Annotated in this window: 15 protein-coding genes, 1 tRNA gene and 1 pseudogene; 9 read left to right on the top strand and 8 right to left on the bottom strand. The window is 58.0% G+C overall.

Annotated elements, in window-relative coordinates; genetic code table 11:
• Positions 1-13: 13 nt before the first annotated feature.
• On the bottom strand, positions 14-907 hold the full coding sequence (locus AC07W4_RS03935; RefSeq protein ID WP_495031565.1) for a DMT family transporter: 894 nt from the start codon (positions 905-907) through the stop codon (positions 14-16).
• Between the two features lie 136 nt (positions 908-1,043).
• On the opposite strand from AC07W4_RS03935, the gene AC07W4_RS03940 reads away from it, so the two are divergent.
• Positions 1,044-1,481, top strand: coding sequence for an Lrp/AsnC family transcriptional regulator (locus tag AC07W4_RS03940; RefSeq protein ID WP_007973356.1), 438 nt, complete (start codon positions 1,044-1,046; stop codon positions 1,479-1,481).
• Between the two features lie 56 nt (positions 1,482-1,537).
• A complete protein-coding gene (locus tag AC07W4_RS03945; protein WP_495031566.1) occupies positions 1,538-1,867 on the top strand; it encodes a YceK/YidQ family lipoprotein in 330 nt (109 codons plus the stop codon).
• A 60-nt stretch (positions 1,868-1,927) separates the two neighbouring features.
• Here the strand turns inward: AC07W4_RS03945 and AC07W4_RS03950 are convergent, their stop codons facing one another.
• The gene (locus tag AC07W4_RS03950; protein WP_008050608.1) at positions 1,928-2,599 is read right to left on the bottom strand and encodes a Bax inhibitor-1/YccA family protein; all 672 of its coding nucleotides are present in this window, start codon (positions 2,597-2,599) and stop codon (positions 1,928-1,930) included.
• A 123-nt stretch (positions 2,600-2,722) separates the two neighbouring features.
• Here AC07W4_RS03950 and AC07W4_RS03955 point away from each other — a divergent pair.
• The 6 genes and pseudogenes from AC07W4_RS03955 (at position 2,723) to AC07W4_RS03980 (ending at position 8,931) form a co-directional block, all read left to right on the top strand.
• Positions 2,723-2,810 (top strand) — tRNA-Ser (locus AC07W4_RS03955).
• Positions 2,811-3,017: 207 nt separating this feature from the next.
• Positions 3,018-3,227 (top strand): hypothetical protein, encoded by a 210-nt coding sequence (locus AC07W4_RS03960; protein ID WP_495031567.1) that lies wholly within the window; start codon positions 3,018-3,020, stop codon positions 3,225-3,227.
• Positions 3,228-4,021: 794 nt separating this feature from the next.
• Positions 4,022-4,754: pseudogene (dapF, locus tag AC07W4_RS03965) on the top strand (diaminopimelate epimerase).
• A gap of 214 nt (positions 4,755-4,968) precedes the next feature.
• The gene (locus AC07W4_RS03970) at positions 4,969-6,381 is read left to right on the top strand and encodes an NAD(P)-binding protein (protein WP_495031568.1); all 1,413 of its coding nucleotides are present in this window, start codon (positions 4,969-4,971) and stop codon (positions 6,379-6,381) included.
• 16 nt (positions 6,382-6,397) lie between these two features.
• Positions 6,398-7,369 carry an alpha/beta fold hydrolase gene (locus AC07W4_RS03975; RefSeq protein WP_495031569.1) on the top strand — a complete coding sequence of 324 codons (972 nt, stop codon included), beginning with the start codon at positions 6,398-6,400 and terminating at the stop codon, positions 7,367-7,369.
• A 134-nt stretch (positions 7,370-7,503) separates the two neighbouring features.
• The gene (locus tag AC07W4_RS03980) at positions 7,504-8,931 is read left to right on the top strand and encodes a GGDEF domain-containing protein (protein ID WP_495031570.1); all 1,428 of its coding nucleotides are present in this window, start codon (positions 7,504-7,506) and stop codon (positions 8,929-8,931) included.
• A 212-nt stretch (positions 8,932-9,143) separates the two neighbouring features.
• Here the strand turns inward: AC07W4_RS03980 and AC07W4_RS03985 are convergent, their stop codons facing one another.
• On the bottom strand, positions 9,144-10,622 hold the full coding sequence (locus tag AC07W4_RS03985) for a DASS family sodium-coupled anion symporter (protein ID WP_495031571.1): 1,479 nt from the start codon (positions 10,620-10,622) through the stop codon (positions 9,144-9,146).
• 54 nt (positions 10,623-10,676) lie between these two features.
• Positions 10,677-11,624 carry a lactate/malate family dehydrogenase gene (locus AC07W4_RS03990; RefSeq protein WP_495031572.1) on the bottom strand — a complete coding sequence of 316 codons (948 nt, stop codon included), beginning with the start codon at positions 11,622-11,624 and terminating at the stop codon, positions 10,677-10,679.
• A gap of 552 nt (positions 11,625-12,176) precedes the next feature.
• Between AC07W4_RS03990 and AC07W4_RS03995 the strand changes: the two genes are divergently transcribed.
• Positions 12,177-13,073, top strand: a complete 897-nt coding sequence (locus AC07W4_RS03995) for a serine hydrolase domain-containing protein (protein ID WP_495031573.1) — start codon at positions 12,177-12,179, stop codon at positions 13,071-13,073.
• Between the two features lie 66 nt (positions 13,074-13,139).
• Here AC07W4_RS03995 and AC07W4_RS04000 read toward each other — a convergent pair whose 3' ends face one another.
• From AC07W4_RS04000 to nirB, 4 genes are all read right to left on the bottom strand, one after another.
• Positions 13,140-13,661, bottom strand: a complete 522-nt coding sequence (locus tag AC07W4_RS04000) for a DUF3016 domain-containing protein (protein WP_495031574.1) — start codon at positions 13,659-13,661, stop codon at positions 13,140-13,142.
• 86 nt (positions 13,662-13,747) lie between these two features.
• Positions 13,748-14,188: a CBS domain-containing protein gene (locus tag AC07W4_RS04005; RefSeq protein WP_495031575.1), complete on the bottom strand. Its 441-nt coding sequence runs from the start codon at positions 14,186-14,188 to the stop codon at positions 13,748-13,750.
• 64 nt (positions 14,189-14,252) lie between these two features.
• Positions 14,253-14,639, bottom strand: a complete 387-nt coding sequence (gene nirD, locus AC07W4_RS04010; protein ID WP_495031576.1) for a nitrite reductase small subunit NirD — start codon at positions 14,637-14,639, stop codon at positions 14,253-14,255.
• Positions 14,639-17,200, bottom strand: coding sequence for a nitrite reductase large subunit NirB (gene nirB, locus AC07W4_RS04015; RefSeq protein ID WP_495031577.1), 2,562 nt, complete (start codon positions 17,198-17,200; stop codon positions 14,639-14,641). Before nirB ends, nirD begins: the two co-directional genes overlap by 1 nt.
• Positions 17,201-17,753: the final 553 nt, after the last annotated feature.

Genomic DNA, 17,753 nt, shown 5'->3' on the forward strand with positions numbered 1-17,753 from the left:
CCTGGGTCATGGGTTACGGTGTCACCGTGCGCCGAAACTTCAGCGACCAGCCTTGTTGCATGCCGGCAGCCGCCAGCAAAATCGCCGCGACGCCGATCCATTGCAGTGGCTCCAGGCGATGGCCGAAAGCAAACCAGTCGACGAAAATCGCCGCGATCGGGTAGATGAAGGACAGCGCCCCCGTCAGCGCCGTCGGCAGTTTTTGAATCGCGCCGTACAGCAACACGTACATCACGCCGGTGTGCACCATGCCCAGCGTCACCAGGCTGGCCCAAGCACTCGGTGCCTGCGGCAATACGGAAAGATTCGCGAATGGCGCAAGCAACAACACGCCGGTGCTGACCTGGATCAGCGCGATCAAATGCGGCGGGGTTCCCGTCAAACGCTTGATGATCAACGCGGCAATTGCATAGAGAAACGCCGCACCCAAGGCCAAGGCAATGCCCGTCAGGTAATCGCTGCCGCTCTCGCCCTGACTGCCATGGGCGCTGACGATTGCCAGCATCCCGAGAAACGACACGCCCAGCCAGGCTAGTTTCTGTGTAGTGATTTTTTCGTTGAGGAACAGCGCCGCCAGCCCGACCAGCATGAACGGCTGGACGTTATAGACGGCGGTGCCGATGGCAATCGACGCCCGGGAATAGGACGCGAACAACAACACCCAGTTGCCGACAATCGCCACACCGCTGAGCACCGCGAGCAAGAACGTGGTTCGGGTCAGAATGCCGGGGCGCAGAAAGCCGAAAGCCGCGCAAATCAGCAGCAAGGTGCCGGCACCGAACAGGCAGCGCCAGAACACCACATCCAGCACCGGTTGCCCGGACACCAGCACGAACCAACCGATGGTGCCGGAGATCAGCATGGCGGCCGTCATTTCGAACGAACCGCGGCGTAGGTTATTGTCCATCATCAGACTCCTGTGTTTGAGGCCAAAGTATGCCAATGCACCACAGCGCTACTCCATAGCAAAAAGCAGGCTAAACTCTGAATCGGCCTTTTTTATGAAGGCAGTTTTTAAAAAATGCCTAACAGAGGGTTTCGCCATGACCGATGACATCGACCAGGTGCTGATCACGGCCCTGATGGAAGATTCGCGACGTTCGCTCAAGGCTCTGGCGCAAATCAGCGGCCTGTCCTCCCCCAGCGTCGCCGAGCGCCTGCGCCGCCTGGAAGAGCGTGGCGTGCTCAAGGGCTACACCGTTGAAATCGACCCGAAAAGCTTCGGTTATCAACTCCAGGCCATCGTGCGCATTCGCCCGTTGCCGGGCCAGTTGCAAGAGGTGGAACGGCAAATCATGGCCATTCCCGAATTCACCGAGTGCGACAAGGTGACCGGCGACGACTGTTTCATCGCACGCCTGCACGTGCGCTCGATGGAACAACTGGACACCCTGCTCGACCGCCTCAACACCCACGCTGAAACCAATACGGCCATCGTCAAGAAAACCCCGGTCAAACGCCGGTTACCGCCCATGGCGTGAGTGATATTTGTTTCAGACTGAAGTAGATTGATGGTTTCCGGCGAAGGATTGACGGCATGAAAACTCAGGCAATGCTACTGGTGGCAATGATGCTAGCGGGTTGCGGCACGATTCAGACGGTTGTGCGCAGTGACGAAGCGGCCGCAAAAAGCCTCAAGGACCACAAGAGTTATTGCGGCGCGGTACCACGAATCTACAGCGGCGTGACCTACGACTTCTGCTACCTGAACGCGGCCCTCGAAGACGGCCGGGATGCGCAGGTACATGGCCCCGCCCCCGCTATCGTGCTGGTCGACGTGGTCGTGTCCGGCGCGATGGACACCTTGCTGCTGCCCTACACCATCTACCGCCAGCAAGCTGACGGCAGCATTGTCATTACGGAGTAACCCTGGATTCCACGCAATAAAAAACCCGCCTGAGCGGGTTTTTTACTTCAAGGCCGACGATCAGTCATCACGGCCCATGATGCCGAACAGCTGCAACAGGCTGACGAACAGGTTGTAGATCGATACATACAGGCTGATGGTGGCCATGATGTAGTTGCGCTCGCCGCCGTGAATGATGGCGCTGGTCTGGAACAGAATGCAGACAGAGGAGAACAGCACGAAACCTGCGCTGATCGCCAGTTGCAAACCGCTGATCTGGAAGAACAGGCTCGCCAGCGTCGCACCCAGCAGCACGAAGAAGCCTGCCGTGATGAAACCGCCGAGGAAGCTCATGTCCTTGCGGGTAATCAACACATAGGCCGACAGGCCGCCGAACACCAGCGCGGTCATCGCGAAGGCCGAGCTGACCACTTCAGCGCCGCCCTGCATACCCAGGTAACGGTTGAGGATCGGGCCGAGCAGGAAACCCATGAAACCGGTCAGGGCAAATGCCGACACCAGGCCCCAGGCCGAATCACGGAGTTTGTTGGTGAGGAAGAAAAGACCGTAGAAGCCGATCAGCACCACGAAGATATTCGGGTAGCCAACACGCATCTGCTGGGCAACGTAGGCCGTCACACCGCTGAATGCGAGGGTCAGGGCGAGCAAGCCGTATGTGTTGCGCAGGACGCGGCTAACCTCTAGCTGCTCAGCCTGCACGCTGTTATTAACTGCGTAATCCTGTTCGCGCATGGCGACACTCCTGTTGGTTTGAAACGTTCAGTCGCAAAGATCATAACAGACGCTCTGTAACTAGCTATGCAGAGAGTTTGACAGTGTGTTTCATTCAGGTATTATGGCGCCCGCAACGCAAACGGAGGTGTGGCCGAGTGGTTTAAGGCAACGGTCTTGAAAACCGTCGACTGTAACAGGTCCATGAGTTCGAATCCCATCGCCTCCGCCATCTTTATACGACAAAGCCCTGATTATTCAGGGCTTTGTCGTTTCTGGGGTTTGGCGAAAATCCGACCACATCCAAAGCGTTACAAAACTTTTAGGGTGTCGTTACAAAACTATCCCGTTTTCCCCGCCCTCCCGCATCTTGCCCCCCCCCCCGATCTCCATCCGAGAAATCCTGCTGCTACGCTGAAAACTCCACTGAGGATTCGCGATGCCAAATTCTGATCTGCTCCCTTCACTGCTGTTCAAAATCAATGAAAACCAGCTCGGCCTGAAAGCCGCCATCATGGAGCTTTCGAATTGGGCCGAGCAGCGCGGCGCCGTTTACGTAGCCGAGAATGTCCGCGGCGCCTTGGACACCATTGATAAAAACGAAGAGTTCATCAAATTGACGCTCGCCGTGCTGATGACGCCAGAATGACCTCGATCGGCCAAAAGCTGCCGGTTGGACCGAGCAATGGCGGATGAGCGGCTACGCTCGACATGCCCCCTGATTTTTTTAAAGCTTGCCCCCCCTCAAGTGGAGGACATATGGACGTCACCACAATCACTGCTGCATATCAGAGCCTGAAGAGCGTCAAGGATCTTCTTGCTGCTGCCTTCGAAGCAAAGGTCGATGCAGAAAGCCAAGCCAAAGATTCTCGAGGCTCACGCACGGCTTGGGGAGGTCCAGGACACTCTATTTGCGCTCCGTGAGCAACTTTTCCAGTTACAGGAGGAGCGGAATCAACTCAAGTCGGCGTTGGCCTCCTCGGAGGCTTGGCTGACAAAGCTCAATCAGTACGAGCTCTCCCAGGCATCCGGTGGAGGCATCGTATATCGCTATAAAGAGGAGCCCACTCACTTTGCCTGCCCCAGCTGTATAAATAAGCGGGAGATCCATATCCTTCAAGACAATCGAACCATGAGCGGCAAATACCGATGCACAGGCTGCAATAGTGAATTTCCGATTGAACCCAGGCAGAAGGTTGAACCTCTCCTCACTCAGCACCACTGGCCAAGTGAAGGTTAGCCTGGCAACTTTACAGAACGCACGCAGCTAGGAGCTGCTGACCGTTATCGACAGGTCAACCGCGGAACAGGGCGACCAACTAATTAAAAGAAATAAATTAGCGTGAAAGACCAAAAAATAATCAAGGCGGGCAAGGAGTTACCCTTAGGGATAGATCGCTTTAAAACGTCAATTCATCACATGCCTCGCCGCCAGGTCTATTTATGCCGCTGAGCTTTCATAAAATGCACGCCAATGGCGATGACTTCGTTATCGTGGACTCGCGAAACTCACCCAATCCAATCACAAGCAACATGGCTCGGCGAATGGGTGATCGGAACCGGGGGGTCGGCTTCAATCAACTCGCGGTGGTGCTCGATTGCGATGATGCAGATGCGCGAATCCAGTATGAATTCGGTAGCACTGCGAACCAACCGTGGCTTGCTGACTTGCGAACGAACTTCAACCGGCAGCATTTCTGTAAACATGGGAAAGCCGCTGTTTGGCTGGTCGGATATTCCTCTGGCTCAGGAAATGGATACTTCAATGTTGCCACTTGCCGGTGACCCAACAGCATGCAGTATGGGAAATCCGCACTGCACCTTTTTTGTGGATGATCTGTCAGCAGTTGAGATTGCGACGATTGGACCGACCATTGAATCCGATCCCTTGTTTCCCCTCAGGACGAACGTGCACTTCGTCCAGATCATCGACCGACAGCACATCCGGTTGCGTATTTGGGAGCGCGGGGGTGGTATTGCGCTGGGTTCAGGCACCTGTTCTTGTGGCGCCGCGGTTAACGGAATTCGTCGTGGTTTGTTAGACAATTGCGTTGATGTTGAATGTGACGGCGGAGTTGTAACGGCTCAATGGGATGGCGCGGGATCAGTCTTTCTCACAGGGCCGGTAGAGACGACTTTTTCAGGAATAGTCGCGGATACTCTGTTGAAAGCTTGACTTTCTACCACGCGCTCATTGACTTGCGGTTAACTGAAATCCAGGCCGCGTAGCTGGATGTTTCTTCGCGCAAACGGCGCTTTCGCATGGACATTCAGGCTGCGGCCATTAATTCCATTGGTTATGTGGGTGAGGAGCATTCGTTCTATTGCGCGCGACATAGATGTCTAATCTACGGAGGTTGAGGGGGCTACCTTCAGGAAGGTGCAACCATATGGACGAAAATCCGATCGAAACCGACTACCTGATCATCGGGGCTGGCGCGACGGCCATGGCTTTCGTCGATACGCTACTCAAGGAAACGAATGCACGCATCGTGATGGTGGATCGACACGAACGACCTGGCGGGCACTGGAATGATGCCTATCCGTTCGTACGGTTGCACCAGCCCTCGACCTGCTATGGCGTCAACTCCCGGGAACTGGGCAGTGGAACGAAAGACACGACGGCGCTGAACGAGGGCCTGTATGAGCTGGCCTCCGGCGCCGAGGTGGTGAGCTACTTCGACCAGGTGATGAATCAGCAGTTTCTGCCGTCAGGTCGAGTCCGCTACTTCCCCATGTGCAACTACACCGGCGACCGCATTGACGACCACCGGTTTACCTCGCTCGTCAGCGGCGAAAACCATCAGGTCCGGGTGTACAAAAAGGTGGTGGACGCCACCCATGCCCAGACGGCTGTGCCCTCGACCCACCCGCCCAGGTACAGGGTGGAACCCGGCGTGCAATGCGTGCCACTGAACGATTTGCCGAAAATCCGGCACCCATACTCCAGCTACGTAGTGGTAGGCTCGGGCAAGACCGGGATCGACGCTTGCCTGTGGTTGCTGCAAAACGGTGTTGCGCCCACAACAATCTGCTGGATCATCCCGAACGATCCGTGGTTGATCGACCGGGCCAACATGCAACCGGGCCTTGACAGCTTCGAACGAACAATCGGCGGCCTCACTGCACAGTTCGAGGCCATCGCAGCCGCGGACTCGATCCCGGACCTGTTCTCCAGGCTTGAGGCGGCGGGCCAGCTCTTGCGCATAGATACGTCCGTCGAACCCACTGCTTACCGCTGCGCCACCGTCACTCAAGCGGAATTACGCGAGCTTCGACGCATCGACAACATTGTGCGCCTGGGGCGGGTGCGCGTTATCGGGCCATCGCGCATCGTACTCGAACAGGGTTGCATCGCCACGAGCCCAAATGCTCTGCACATTGATTGCAGCGCCAGTGCCATCCCGACACTCCCTGAAATGAAGGTGTTCGACGGCGGCAAGATCAACCTGTTGATGGTAAGCGGCTGCCAACCCGTGTTCAGCGCGGCCTTGATCGCCTATGTGGAAAGCCACCTGAACGATCAAGCACAAATGAACGCGCTTTGCACAATGGTCCCCCCGCCTCACGTCCCCACGGACTGGATCAGAATCTGGGCAGTCTACCTGGGTAACCAACAACGCTGGGGAGAGCATGAAGGTTTGTCCCGCTGGACCAAGCAGTCGCGTTTGTACTTTATGACGTCGGTGGTCAGGGGTTTGCAAGAAACCGACACCGAAAAACTGGCACAGCTGCATCGACTCTCTGTCAGCAGACAGCAGGCTTTGGCGAGTCTGCCACGGCTGCTGGAGTCCATCGCTTGAAACGCAGGAAGCGCATATGAACGAGCCACACCTCGAACTGCTCGACATCAATGGCATCCGCATGCAGATAGCAACGCAAGGTTGCGGCCCGCTGGTCTTGCTATGCCACGGCTTTCCGGAGCTGTGGTACTCGTGGCGCAACCAGCTTGCTGCGCTGGCGGCCGCCGGCTACAGAGCGGTAGCGCCCGACATGCGCGGCTATGGCGGCACAGATGCGCCGGCCGAACCCGACGCCTACACCACGCTCCACCTGGTAGGCGACATGGTCGAGTTGGTCAACGCACTCGGCGAACAGCAAGCCGTGATCGTCGGCCATGATTGGGGCGCGCAGGTGGCCTGGAGCGCAGCATTGATGCGGCCCGATCTGTTTCGCGCAGTGGTCGGCATGAGCGTTCCCTTCTCGCCACCGGGGCGCGTAGAGCTCCTGAGCGCGCTTGCCTCGCTGGGTATCAGCGACTTCTACATCCAGTACTTCCAGACGCCTGGCGTGGCCGAGGCCGAGCTGGAAAGGGACGTCGAGTCGTCGATCCGGCGCATCTACTTCAGTGCCTCGGGTGACGGACCCGATTGGCCGGTGTTCGGCCAACTGCAGCCGGGCCAGGGCTTCCTGGGCCCGATGATCGAGCCCGAAAACCTGCCAGACTGGCTAAGCCTCGAGGATATTGCCTACTACACCCACGAATTCACCCGCAGCGGATTTCGCGGCGGCTTGAACTGGTACCGCAACATGACGCGCTCATGGGCACTGCTGGCACCTTGGCGCGGTTGCAAAATCCTGCAGCCGTCGATGTTCATTGCCGGGAGCCGCGACGGCGTGCTGAAGTTTCCGAGCTCCCCGCGGCAGATCGAAGCCTTCGCGCAGACACTGCCGGAACTGCGCGGGTGTCATATCCTCGAAGGTGCCGGTCACTGGATACAGCAAGAGCGCGCGACAGAGGTCAATGAACTGCTACTGGACTTCCTGAAAAAACTCTCATCTGAAGGTTGAATCTTTATCCATAATTGAAATGCCAAAGAACGGTCCATCCCGTATTTGCCTGGTGATGCAAGTGACCGTTGGCATGCAGGCGGCGCCAACACCGGGCCGGTGTTGGCTGTATGGATTCAAGACTGGAGGGAACCATGAGCAATCTCATCGCCACCGACGAGCCACCTGAAGCCGTTCGCCTCATGGTCAAGGTTTACGCCTGCTTGCTGCTCGCAGGATTTGCGTTTGTTCCGGCCTATCTGATTGGCTACTTGTACTTTTTTCAGGACCCCACGCTTTTATTCGAGAATCACCTATTCCATATCATTGCGATCATGACAGCCACCTTGGCAGGCTCGTTTGTTACTTGCGTAACGTGGCGCTGCTATCAGTCATCGGGAGATCCGCTGCTGCGATGGATGACGCTTGGATTTCTCGGCTTTGTACTAATCTACGCGTTGCATGGTGCGTTCACCGGGCTTGCACACCACAATATCTGGCTCTTCCTGCTTTATGGACCCGCCTCTCGACTGGTCATGTCGATTCTGCTGTTAGTCGGATTGCTGTCATACCACCGCCCACCCGATGCCGCGGACCAACGAATGAAGGCCCGCCCGTGGTTGACCTGGATAGGACTGTTCCTGGCGGTTGACGTGGCAGTGGCGTACGTCGCGAATTCGCCGATCGCCGGCAATCTCGCGGTGCGCCTCTCGATGGAGGGTGGTGCCCTCGTTCTTTCCACATTGACCGTGACAATACTCCTGCTGCGCCGTATCCGTTCGCCGCTGATGACAATTTTCATCATCTCGGTCACCGCGTTCGCGCTGTCCTCTCTTGCCTTCATCCTTGCACGTCCGTGGAACCATATGTGGTGGCTCGCTCACGCGATCTTCGCCGGTGGATTCTTCATGCTGAGCTATGGGGTCGTGCAAGCGTTCCTCACCACGCGATCGTTTTCAAAGATTTACAGCCAAGAGGAGTTGATGGTGCGTCTTGCCGAAGCGATGGCGTATACCGAAAGCGCCCTGCAGGAACTCCAGCGCACCAACCAGGAACTCGGGCACCTTGCGGCGACCGACCCACTGACTGGCGCTGATAACCGGCGTCGGTTCATGGAGCGGGTCGAAGCCGAAATTGGCCGGACCAAACGCGGTGGTGCACCGTTCTCCGTGTTGGCACTCGATCTGGATAATTTCAAGTCCATCAACGATCGCTTCGGGCATCAGGTTGGGGATGTCATCCTGAAGAGTTTCGTGGAGAAATGCCTCGATTCGATCCGGCCGTATGACGGTGTAGCCCGAGTGGGCGGGGAAGAATTCATGATACTGCTGCCCAAGACTTCACTTGAAGGCGCGCACGAAATCGCCGAGCGTCTGCGAAGCACCGTTGCCAATAGTTCTTTTCATGGCCTGCAGCGCTCAACCGTGGTCACAGTGAGCATCGGCGTATCGCAATCCGGTCGCGATGGCGACACCATCGAGGCAATTCTGCGTACAGCCGATCAACGCCTGTATCACGCTAAACACGAAGGCCGTAACCGTGTGATCACTACCTTCAAAACCAGCCTGCAACCTCTGCCCTGACCATCGTCTCGAAGTCGCTCAAAGCCTTGGCACCGATTCCCGGATTTGCGCAACGGTATTGGGCGTTATTCGATCTCCACATTCGGAGCACTACCTTCACAACCGCACTTACTGTGAAAGTTGCCGATGCTGAGCGGCAGTGTCGGGGCGGTTGCAGCCCGTCGCGACAGACAACAACAGGTGGCAGGCTACTTCTATTCTCCGGTGCCGTCTCAAACATGTCCAAGCAACTGCCACCAAAGCGGGCCGACGACCAGCCAGATAACCATGTAGACGAGGCTCATCAAGAAACCGGTCTTCCACCATTCCCCCTGGGTGACGTAACCGGCACCGAACATGACCGGCCCGGAACCGATGCCGTATTGGGTCAGACAACCGTTGACGCTGCTCAGGATGCCGAGAGCGACCGCTGCAGTGAATGGCGGGATGCCGGCAGCGACCATAAGCGCCATGCAGAGAGGAAACAGAGCACTGATATGTGCCGTGGCGCTAGCAAAGAAATAATGGATGTAGCAATAGATCGCCGCCACCAGCATATAGACAGCCAGCCTCGGGAAACCCTCCAGGTGTGCCCCGAACTCCTTGCCGAACCACGAAACCATGCCGTACTCATTGAGTTTGGAGGCCAGCATGATCAGCAGGCCGATCCAGATCATGGTGTCCCAGGCGGATTTCTCATTAAGGGCATCCTGCCAGGTCAGTACGCCGGTGATGAACAGCAACGAGACACCGAGAGCCGCCGCCAGCGTCGCTCCGATTTTCAGATCCTCACCGAAAATCCAAAGCACCAGCAAGCCAACGAAGATCACCGCCATGATGATTTCCTTGGCCGAGATGGGCCCCATTGCCACGAGTTCTCTCTGTGCCAGGGCCTTCGCATCGGGTGTCTGGCGAATCTGCGGCCGGACAATCCACAGCAAGGCTACCGGAATGAGGGCAAGGCACAGCAAACCGGGAACTGATGCTGCCACCGCCCATTCGAGCCAACTGATTGAGACGCCTTGGTCTGCGGCCATCTTGACCGCCAGGGGATTTCCCGCCATCGCCGTGATGAACATGCCTGCGGTGATGATGTTGGCGTGGAAGGCACAGAGGATCAGATAGTTCCCCACCTTGCCGCGCGATTCAGGGTCATCGGCATGGCTGCCGAGGACCTCCGACATCGCCCGGGTAATCGGCAGCATCACCCCACCGGCGCGAGCGGTGATGCTGGGCATGGCGGGCGAGATAAGGAGTTCAGTCATGACCAGTCCATAACCCAGCCCCAGGGTTCGCTTGCCCAGCAGCCGCATGAACAGGAGCGCGATGCGGTGCCCCAGTCCTGTCTTGATCACGCCTCGGGAGATAAAGAAGGCGAGCATCACCAGCCAGACGAGGTCCGTCCCCGTGGATTTGGTGACGTCGGCAAAGGACACGACGCCAACCAGCACGCCCACCGTGGCGCTGATAATGGCTACCGCCGACATCGGAAGAGGGGCGGTCATGATGCCGGCGATGGTGGCGACGAACACGGCGAACATGTGCCACGCCTTCACGTCGAGGCCTGCCGGCGCCGGCAGGAACCAGAGGACGATACCTATGCCCACCGGGACGAGAAATTTCCAGACATTACTGAGATGCCCTTCCGATGGCGCCGGTTTCGTCGTGGCCGGGCTTGCAGGTTGCGAATCCTTTGCGGGTAATACAGCCATGATATAAACCTCTTGGCGGCACTGTTCGGTGTATTCAGCGCGTGCGCAATTTCCCTAACGGGCGAGAAGCACGCTGTCGGTTGCCTCTTTGACGATGCACGCACTGCGCTGCAAGGCCTCGCGCTCGATGGGGCCGAGTTCCGGATAAGCCAGTAACTGCGCACCTCTGCCATTGACCACCATCGGCAGCGACAAACACACCTCCGGTACGCCTTCGACTTCAGCATGCACGACAGCGACCGGCAGAATGAGATCGGTGTTATGTACGATGGCCTGGCAAATTCGCCCAATCGCACTGGCGACGCCATAGTGGGTGGCGCCCTTGCCTTCCTTGATGAGCGTGGCTGCCTCGTGCACGGAGCGCAGGATCAGATCGCGGCTGGCAGGCCCCAACTCTTTACCGCTCCTGGCCAGGAACATATCGAGGGGCATTCCGGAGACCGTCGCGCCGGACCAGTCGATCACCGCGGATTCGCCGTGTTCGCCGAGAACGTAGGCGTGAATCGCAGGCGCCACGACGCCCAGCCGCTCGGAGAGCAGCGATCGCAGTCGCCCGGTATCGAGGGAGGTGCCGGTGCTGATAACGCGCTCGCGTGCGCAACGCAGGCGGTCAAAAACGACACTGGTCAACACATCGCAGGGGTTGGTCGCGATTACGTAGATCGCATCTGGGGCCAACGGTGCAGTGCGATCCACAACTTGCGCTGCAATGGCCGCATTGGTTCTGGCCAAGTCCAGACGAGTCTGCCCCTGCTTCAGACCGACACCAGCGGTGATTACGATGATGTCCGCGTCGCGTGCGTTCTCGTAATCACCGGCATAGAAGCGATTGTGCCCCCAGAATGCTGCTGCGTGGGTGAGGTCCAGCGTCTGCCCTTCGGCTCGTATTCGCGCGACATCGATGATGACGATCTCGGCGCTCGGAATAGCCACGGCCGCAAACAGGGCTGCTGATCCGCCAACCAATCCTGCACCGACGATTACGATCTTGGGTTGCCGCATCGCATGCCTCCCATCGCGCCAGGAGAATTGGACACCTGAACCAGGCATCCGCCAGTGGACAGTCAACCTTGAAGTGGCGCGAAACCTACATGAGCCGAAAGCCTGACTACCAGGGCCGGCTCTCAATCGATTTCGTTACACACATCTATTACGTAATTATTGAACAGCGCACTCGCCCCCAGGGGGGTGTCCTTCAAGGCGAGCGAGCCAAAAAAACGGAAAATTTTCAACAGGCTTTGTTAACGGCTAGCCGCACATGGCGCAAGAAAAGAGTAGCTCAACATCGACTGGGTGCATGCCCGTAAATTTGGGAATAATCACACGCCAGGCTTTTCCGGGTAATCGTAACGATCACGGTAGGGATGGTGATCAGGCAAGCGTGAAGCCCAATCGGAACAGGCGGGCTTGTATATCGAGCAGTTTTTCGGGGTAGTTGTATGCCATGCGATCCCTCCAGGATTCTCTGAGTACAACAGGCCCAACAGTCACAGGATAAAGTTGAATGGGATATCTTGTTGAGCTATCGATCCGTTCAAAATTCCAGGGAAGTCAATGCTGAGTACACTTGTATCGAATGGTCAGTCACTAACGGCTGACCGATCGGAACTGATGGCCCCATGGTGGAGCTTTACGAAAACAGCCTTGGCCGCGACCGCCCTGTCATTGGTGCGGGATGGGTTGGTCGCACTGGATGACCCGATCCTTGACCAACCTTTCACGTTGCGCCAGCTACTGCGGCATGAGGCAGGCCTCGCCGATTATGGCGAACTTGCGGATTATCACGCCGCCGTCGCTAACAACGAGGCAGCTTGGTCGGCAGCTGAAATGATGCAACGCCTTGATGGTGCCCGGCTTCGATATAGCCCCGGAACCGGATGGCGTTACTCGAATGTTGGTTACTTTCTCATAGGCAGGTTTATTGAACGGGTGACTGATCTGGCGCTTGAAGAGGCAGTGAGTCGACGCGCACTGATGCCTTTGGGTCTGTCGAGCGTTCGCTTCGCTAAAACGCGAGCTGACTTACAAGATTCCCACCTTGGAAACACATCAAATTATGACCCCGCCTGGGTATATCACGGCTTGCTGATCGGCCCGATTTCGCAAGCAGCGCTATTGCTGGATCGACTTCTCGCCGGACACCTCCTCCCCCAAGGCTTGCTTCAGGAAATGCAGACAGCAAAAACATTGGGCGGCCCGATTCCAGGACGCCCATGGATTACACCGGGATATGGCCTTGGTTTGATGCAGGGCTCGATTGAAGGTGGCTTTACCCTATGCGGACACACAGGCTGCGGGCCTGGCAGTGTCATTGCCGTTTACCGTATCTGCGATGGCAACGCATCAGCTTGTTGCGCTGGTTTTGAGACGGGCGCCAGTGAAGGCGCTGTCGAAGCCCACGTCGTTCGAAGATTGATGCAAGCCTTGCAAGTGGGTGCTGAAGGCGCCTGAGTCCTGTCAGGGCTTGCCTGATGCTTTTTCAAGTGACCGCTTTGGGAGGCTGCCTTTCGCGAGGGTTCACTTCAACCCGCTCTGATGTTGCCCGGCAAATTGTCTGTGGAACCAGTCCGAAAGCATGGCTTTCTCGGAGTAGAGCCTGTCACTTCTGTTGGCGCGCCCCGGGCGCTGGAGGTAGAGCTGATCGATGATCCTGGCGTCGGCCTGGCTTACGATCTGGCCGTTTTGTTTGAGCACGTAATGTAGATCGATGCTCGGCCAGGTGATGTCGCGCATAAAGCGCACCTCATAGGCATTGAGCCTCCAGGGTTCAAAGCGACCGGCCAGGTCGATGTTGCGTATTTCAATCTGCAGCTGCTGACCGGGTGGCAGGTACCGCTCGCCAAGTTTCTGGATGTAGCTACGCAGCTCTTTCATGACATAAGGATCGGCACCACGTTCATAGCCCGGACTATCAAGGCTGGCATCGCTGAATTTTTCGGGGTTCTTGAAGACGACTTCGACCGAAGTCGCTGCGGTGGCAAGTGGCACCATAAATAGCACCAGCAGTGTGATCGAGGTGTAAACGGTCATTGAGCGCATGGCTCACCTCCACGTGCAGCGTTTTTCAATGCATGCTGCACCGTGTTTATTTTACACCTGAGGTGATCCACCCTGCCCCGGTCGTTTTAATGGCCGCGAATGTAATGTTCCAGTTGCCGAATCAGCTCGGTCTGCTCGACGATGGCTTCTTTGACCAGATCACCAATCGACAACAGGCCGATCAGTAGGTCGCCCTCCACCACCGGTAGATGGCGCAGATGACTGTCGGTCATGACCGCCATGCAACGCTCGATGCTCTGCTGACTGTCTGCTGTCACGACCGGCGCGCTCATGATGGCCCGGACCGGCGTACCGACCGAGGAGCGCCCCTGCAGAACGACCTTGCGCGCATAGTCGCGTTCGCTGATAACGCCGACCACCTGCCCCTCCTCCATGACCGGTAGGGCACCGACATTTTTTTCCGCCATCATTCTCAACGCTTCAAGCACCGTCTGGTCTGGCGCGATGCTATGCACCCGACGGTTCTGTACGGCCTTGAGCTTGAGCAGCTGCGCAGCTGTTTTCATGCAAGCCTCCGATACTGTTTGTCATTGATTGAATGAGCGTTCAGACCCCGTCAAATCCATGTGGTCAGGCCAGCGCGACCTCCACCTGGCCTCCATTGAGCCGCACCGGCCAGACCCGCAGGCGCTGCTGCGGGTACTCCAGGCAACTGCCGTCCTCAAGGCGGAAATGCTGTTTGTAGAGTGGCGAGGCAATCACCAGATCGCCCTTGATGCTGCCGATCAGCCCGCGACCGATGACATTCGCCCCGGATTGCGGGTCATGATTATCGATGGCATAGAGGGTCTTGCCCTCGGCAGCCGGCAGGTAGAACAGCGCCACTTGTGCGCCGTCGAGCCAGACGACGACACCGGAGTTACTCACCAGATCCTCCTGGCTGCACACCGCTTGCCAGGCATCGGGATTGACCAGGGACGAACTGCAATAGGCGCGCTGGGTATCGGACTGGCTCATCAGACAATCTCCTCATTGACAGGGATAAGGTGGAGTTCAGAGGCCATGATCGGCCGCCGCTGACCGCGTTCCTGGACAAAATGGATGTCCGGATCCGGGCGTTGATCGTTGACGAAGGTGCGGAAGCGCTTGAGCTTTTCCGGGTCTTTCAGGGCGTTGGCCCATTCGCATTCGTAGCGATTGACCACCAGTTGCATCTGCGATTCGAGTTCAAGGCCAAGCCCCAGGCTGTCGTTGATGACCACGTCCTTGAGGTAATCCAGGCCACCCTCCAGGCTCTCGCGCCAGACCGAGGTGCGCTGCAACTTGTCGGCGGTGCGGATGTAGAACATCAGGAACCGGTCGATGTAGCGAATCAGGGTGGCGTCATCGAGGTCGGTGGCGAACAGTTCGGCGTGGCGCGGGCGCATGCCGCCGTTACCGCACACATAGAGGTTCCAGCCTTTCTCGGTGGCGATCACGCCCACGTCCTTGCTCTGCGCCTCGGCGCACTCACGGGTGCACCCGGAGACCGCGAACTTGAGCTTGTGCGGCGAGCGCAGGCCCTTGTAGCGATCCTCAAGGGTCAGGGCCATTTGCACGCTGTCCTGTACGCCGTATCGGCACCAGGTGCTGCCGACGCAGGACTTCACCGTGCGGGTCGATTTGCCATAGGCGTGTCCGGTTTCGAAACCCGCTGCAATCAGCTCGGCCCAGATGTCCGGCAACTGATGCAATTGAGCGCCGAACAGGTCAATGCGCTGCCCGCCGGTGATTTTGGTGTAGAGGTCATATTTCTTTGCCACCACGCCAATCGCGATCAGCTTGTCGGCGGTGATCTCGCCCCCGGCGATGCGTGGCACCACCGAGTAGGTGCCGTTTTTCTGCATGTTGGCCATGAAGGTGTCGTTGGTGTCCTGCAACGGCACCAGCGACGTGTCCATGATCGGCTGGTTCCAGCACGACGCGAGGATCGAGCCCACCGCCGGTTTGCAGACGTCGCAACCGGTGTGGCCACGGCCATGCCTGGCCAGCAGCTCGTCGAAGGTGATCACGCCCTCTACACGTACCAGCGCATAAAGCTCCTGGCGGGTGTAGGCGAAGTGTTCGCACAGGCTCTTGTCGACACTGACGCCACGGGCAATCAGCTCATGCTCGAACACTTGCTTGAGCAGGCCGGCGCAACCGCCGCAGCCTGTGCAGGCCTTGGTCTGCGACTTGAGTTGGCCCAGGTCGGTGCAGCCGCCGTCGATGGCCGAACAGATGGAACCCTTGGTGACGTTATGACAGGAGCACACCGTGGCCGACTCGGGCAGCGCCCCCGGGCCCAGGGTCGGCGCGCCTTCGGAGGACGGCAGAATCAGGCTGGCGGGTTCTGCTGGCAAGGCGATGCCGTTCTGCATGTATTGCAGCAAGGTGTCGTAGTAGCTGTTGTCACCGACCAGCACTGCACCGAGTACGTGTTTGCCACCTGCATCCACCACCAGGCGGCGATAGCTGGCGCTGGATTCGTCGATGAATTGATAGCTGCGCGCGCCCGGGGTGTTGCCGTGGGCGTCGCCGATGGAGCCGACATCCACCCCCAGCAGCTTGAGCTTGGTCGACATGTCGGCACCGGTGAACGGCTCGGCGACTTCGTTGCACAGACGGGCCGCGACGCTGCGCGCCATCTGGTAGCCCGGCGCGACCAGGCCGAACAGGCTGCCGTTCCATGAAGCGCACTCACCGATGGCGTAGATGTTCGGGTCGCAACTGAGGCACGTGTCGTCGATCACCACGCCACCGCGCGGACCGATCTCCAGCGCGCATTGGCGAGCCAGCGCGTCCTGAGCGCGGATACCGGCGGAAAACACGATCAGGTCGGTTTCGAGGAATTCGTCATTGGCGAAATTCATGCGATAGCGGTACTGCTCGCCCGCACTGATCGATTGAGTGGCGCGGGACAGGTGTACACCGACGCCCAATCGTTCGATCTGCGCCTTGAGCGCCTGGCCACCGAGGTCATCGAGTTGTACCGGCATCAAGCGCGGCGCGAATTCCACCACGTGGGCTTCAAGGCCCAGGCTCTTCAACGCGTTCGCCGCTTCCAGACCCAGCAAGCCACCGCCGACCACCACGCCGCGCCGGGCATTGGTCGCGGCTGCCCGAATGGCATCGAGGTCTTCCAGGGTGCGATAGACCAGGCGCGATTCACCTTCGGCGCCTTCGATTGGCGGAACGAACGGATAAGACCCGGTGGCCAGGACCAATTTGTCATACGTGACGCAACCTTGCGAAGTGACCACCTGGCGACGGACGCGGTCGATCTCCAATACCGGCACACCCAAATGCAGCGTAACGCCGGGCGTCTGGTACAGCGACGCATCGGACAGCGCCAGCGACTCGGCATCACGACCGCAGAAGTACTCGGAAAGATGCACGCGGTCATAGGCACGCATCGGCTCCTCACTGAAGACGTGCAGCCGGTATTGGTCAAGCGCCCCCCGCTCGATCAACTGTTCGACACAATGATGTCCGACCATGCCATTACCGATCACGATCAGCGTTTGCATCTTGTTCAACGTGGCAACATTGGAATTCATAGAAAGCACCCAGCCCGAGCCCATCACGGTTTTGAAAGCAAAAAAAAACGCCTGAAACCTTGCGGTTCCAGGCGTCTTTGCCTGTTCTTTTGCGGTGTTGAAACCAGGCATCCATGCCTGATCCACCGATGTTGCCCACGACCTGTCCGGCCAATCGATCGTCGTTGACCGAGGGGGCTGTCCACACAAATGCGTTCCAGGTGGACCTGATGTCAACCTTGCAGCCTTTGTGCCAGCCTGCGACAGAGAGACTTCAACTATCTGGAAACACTGACTCTTGAGCCTGGGAGGATTGTCACGACGCTGGAACTGACGCAGGCGAAAGCGTTTTGCGGCGCTTCCGACTGGTGCACGTTGTTGCCCATGGCGCTTTATAAAAGTGCATGGACCGTTCGATTCCACAGCTCGTTGGAACTCAAGCCTGTTGCTGACAGCGATCCGTTTTTCCTGCCAGCCCTGTCATGTCGTCGTCACATCTACCCATCACAATGGGATCAGCCAAAAGGATTTGGCCCATCTACAGAGAGTCCGACGGACGCCAGGCTTTTTTCAT

This window comes from Pseudomonas sp. GW821-FHT02A08 (assembly GCF_059422045.1).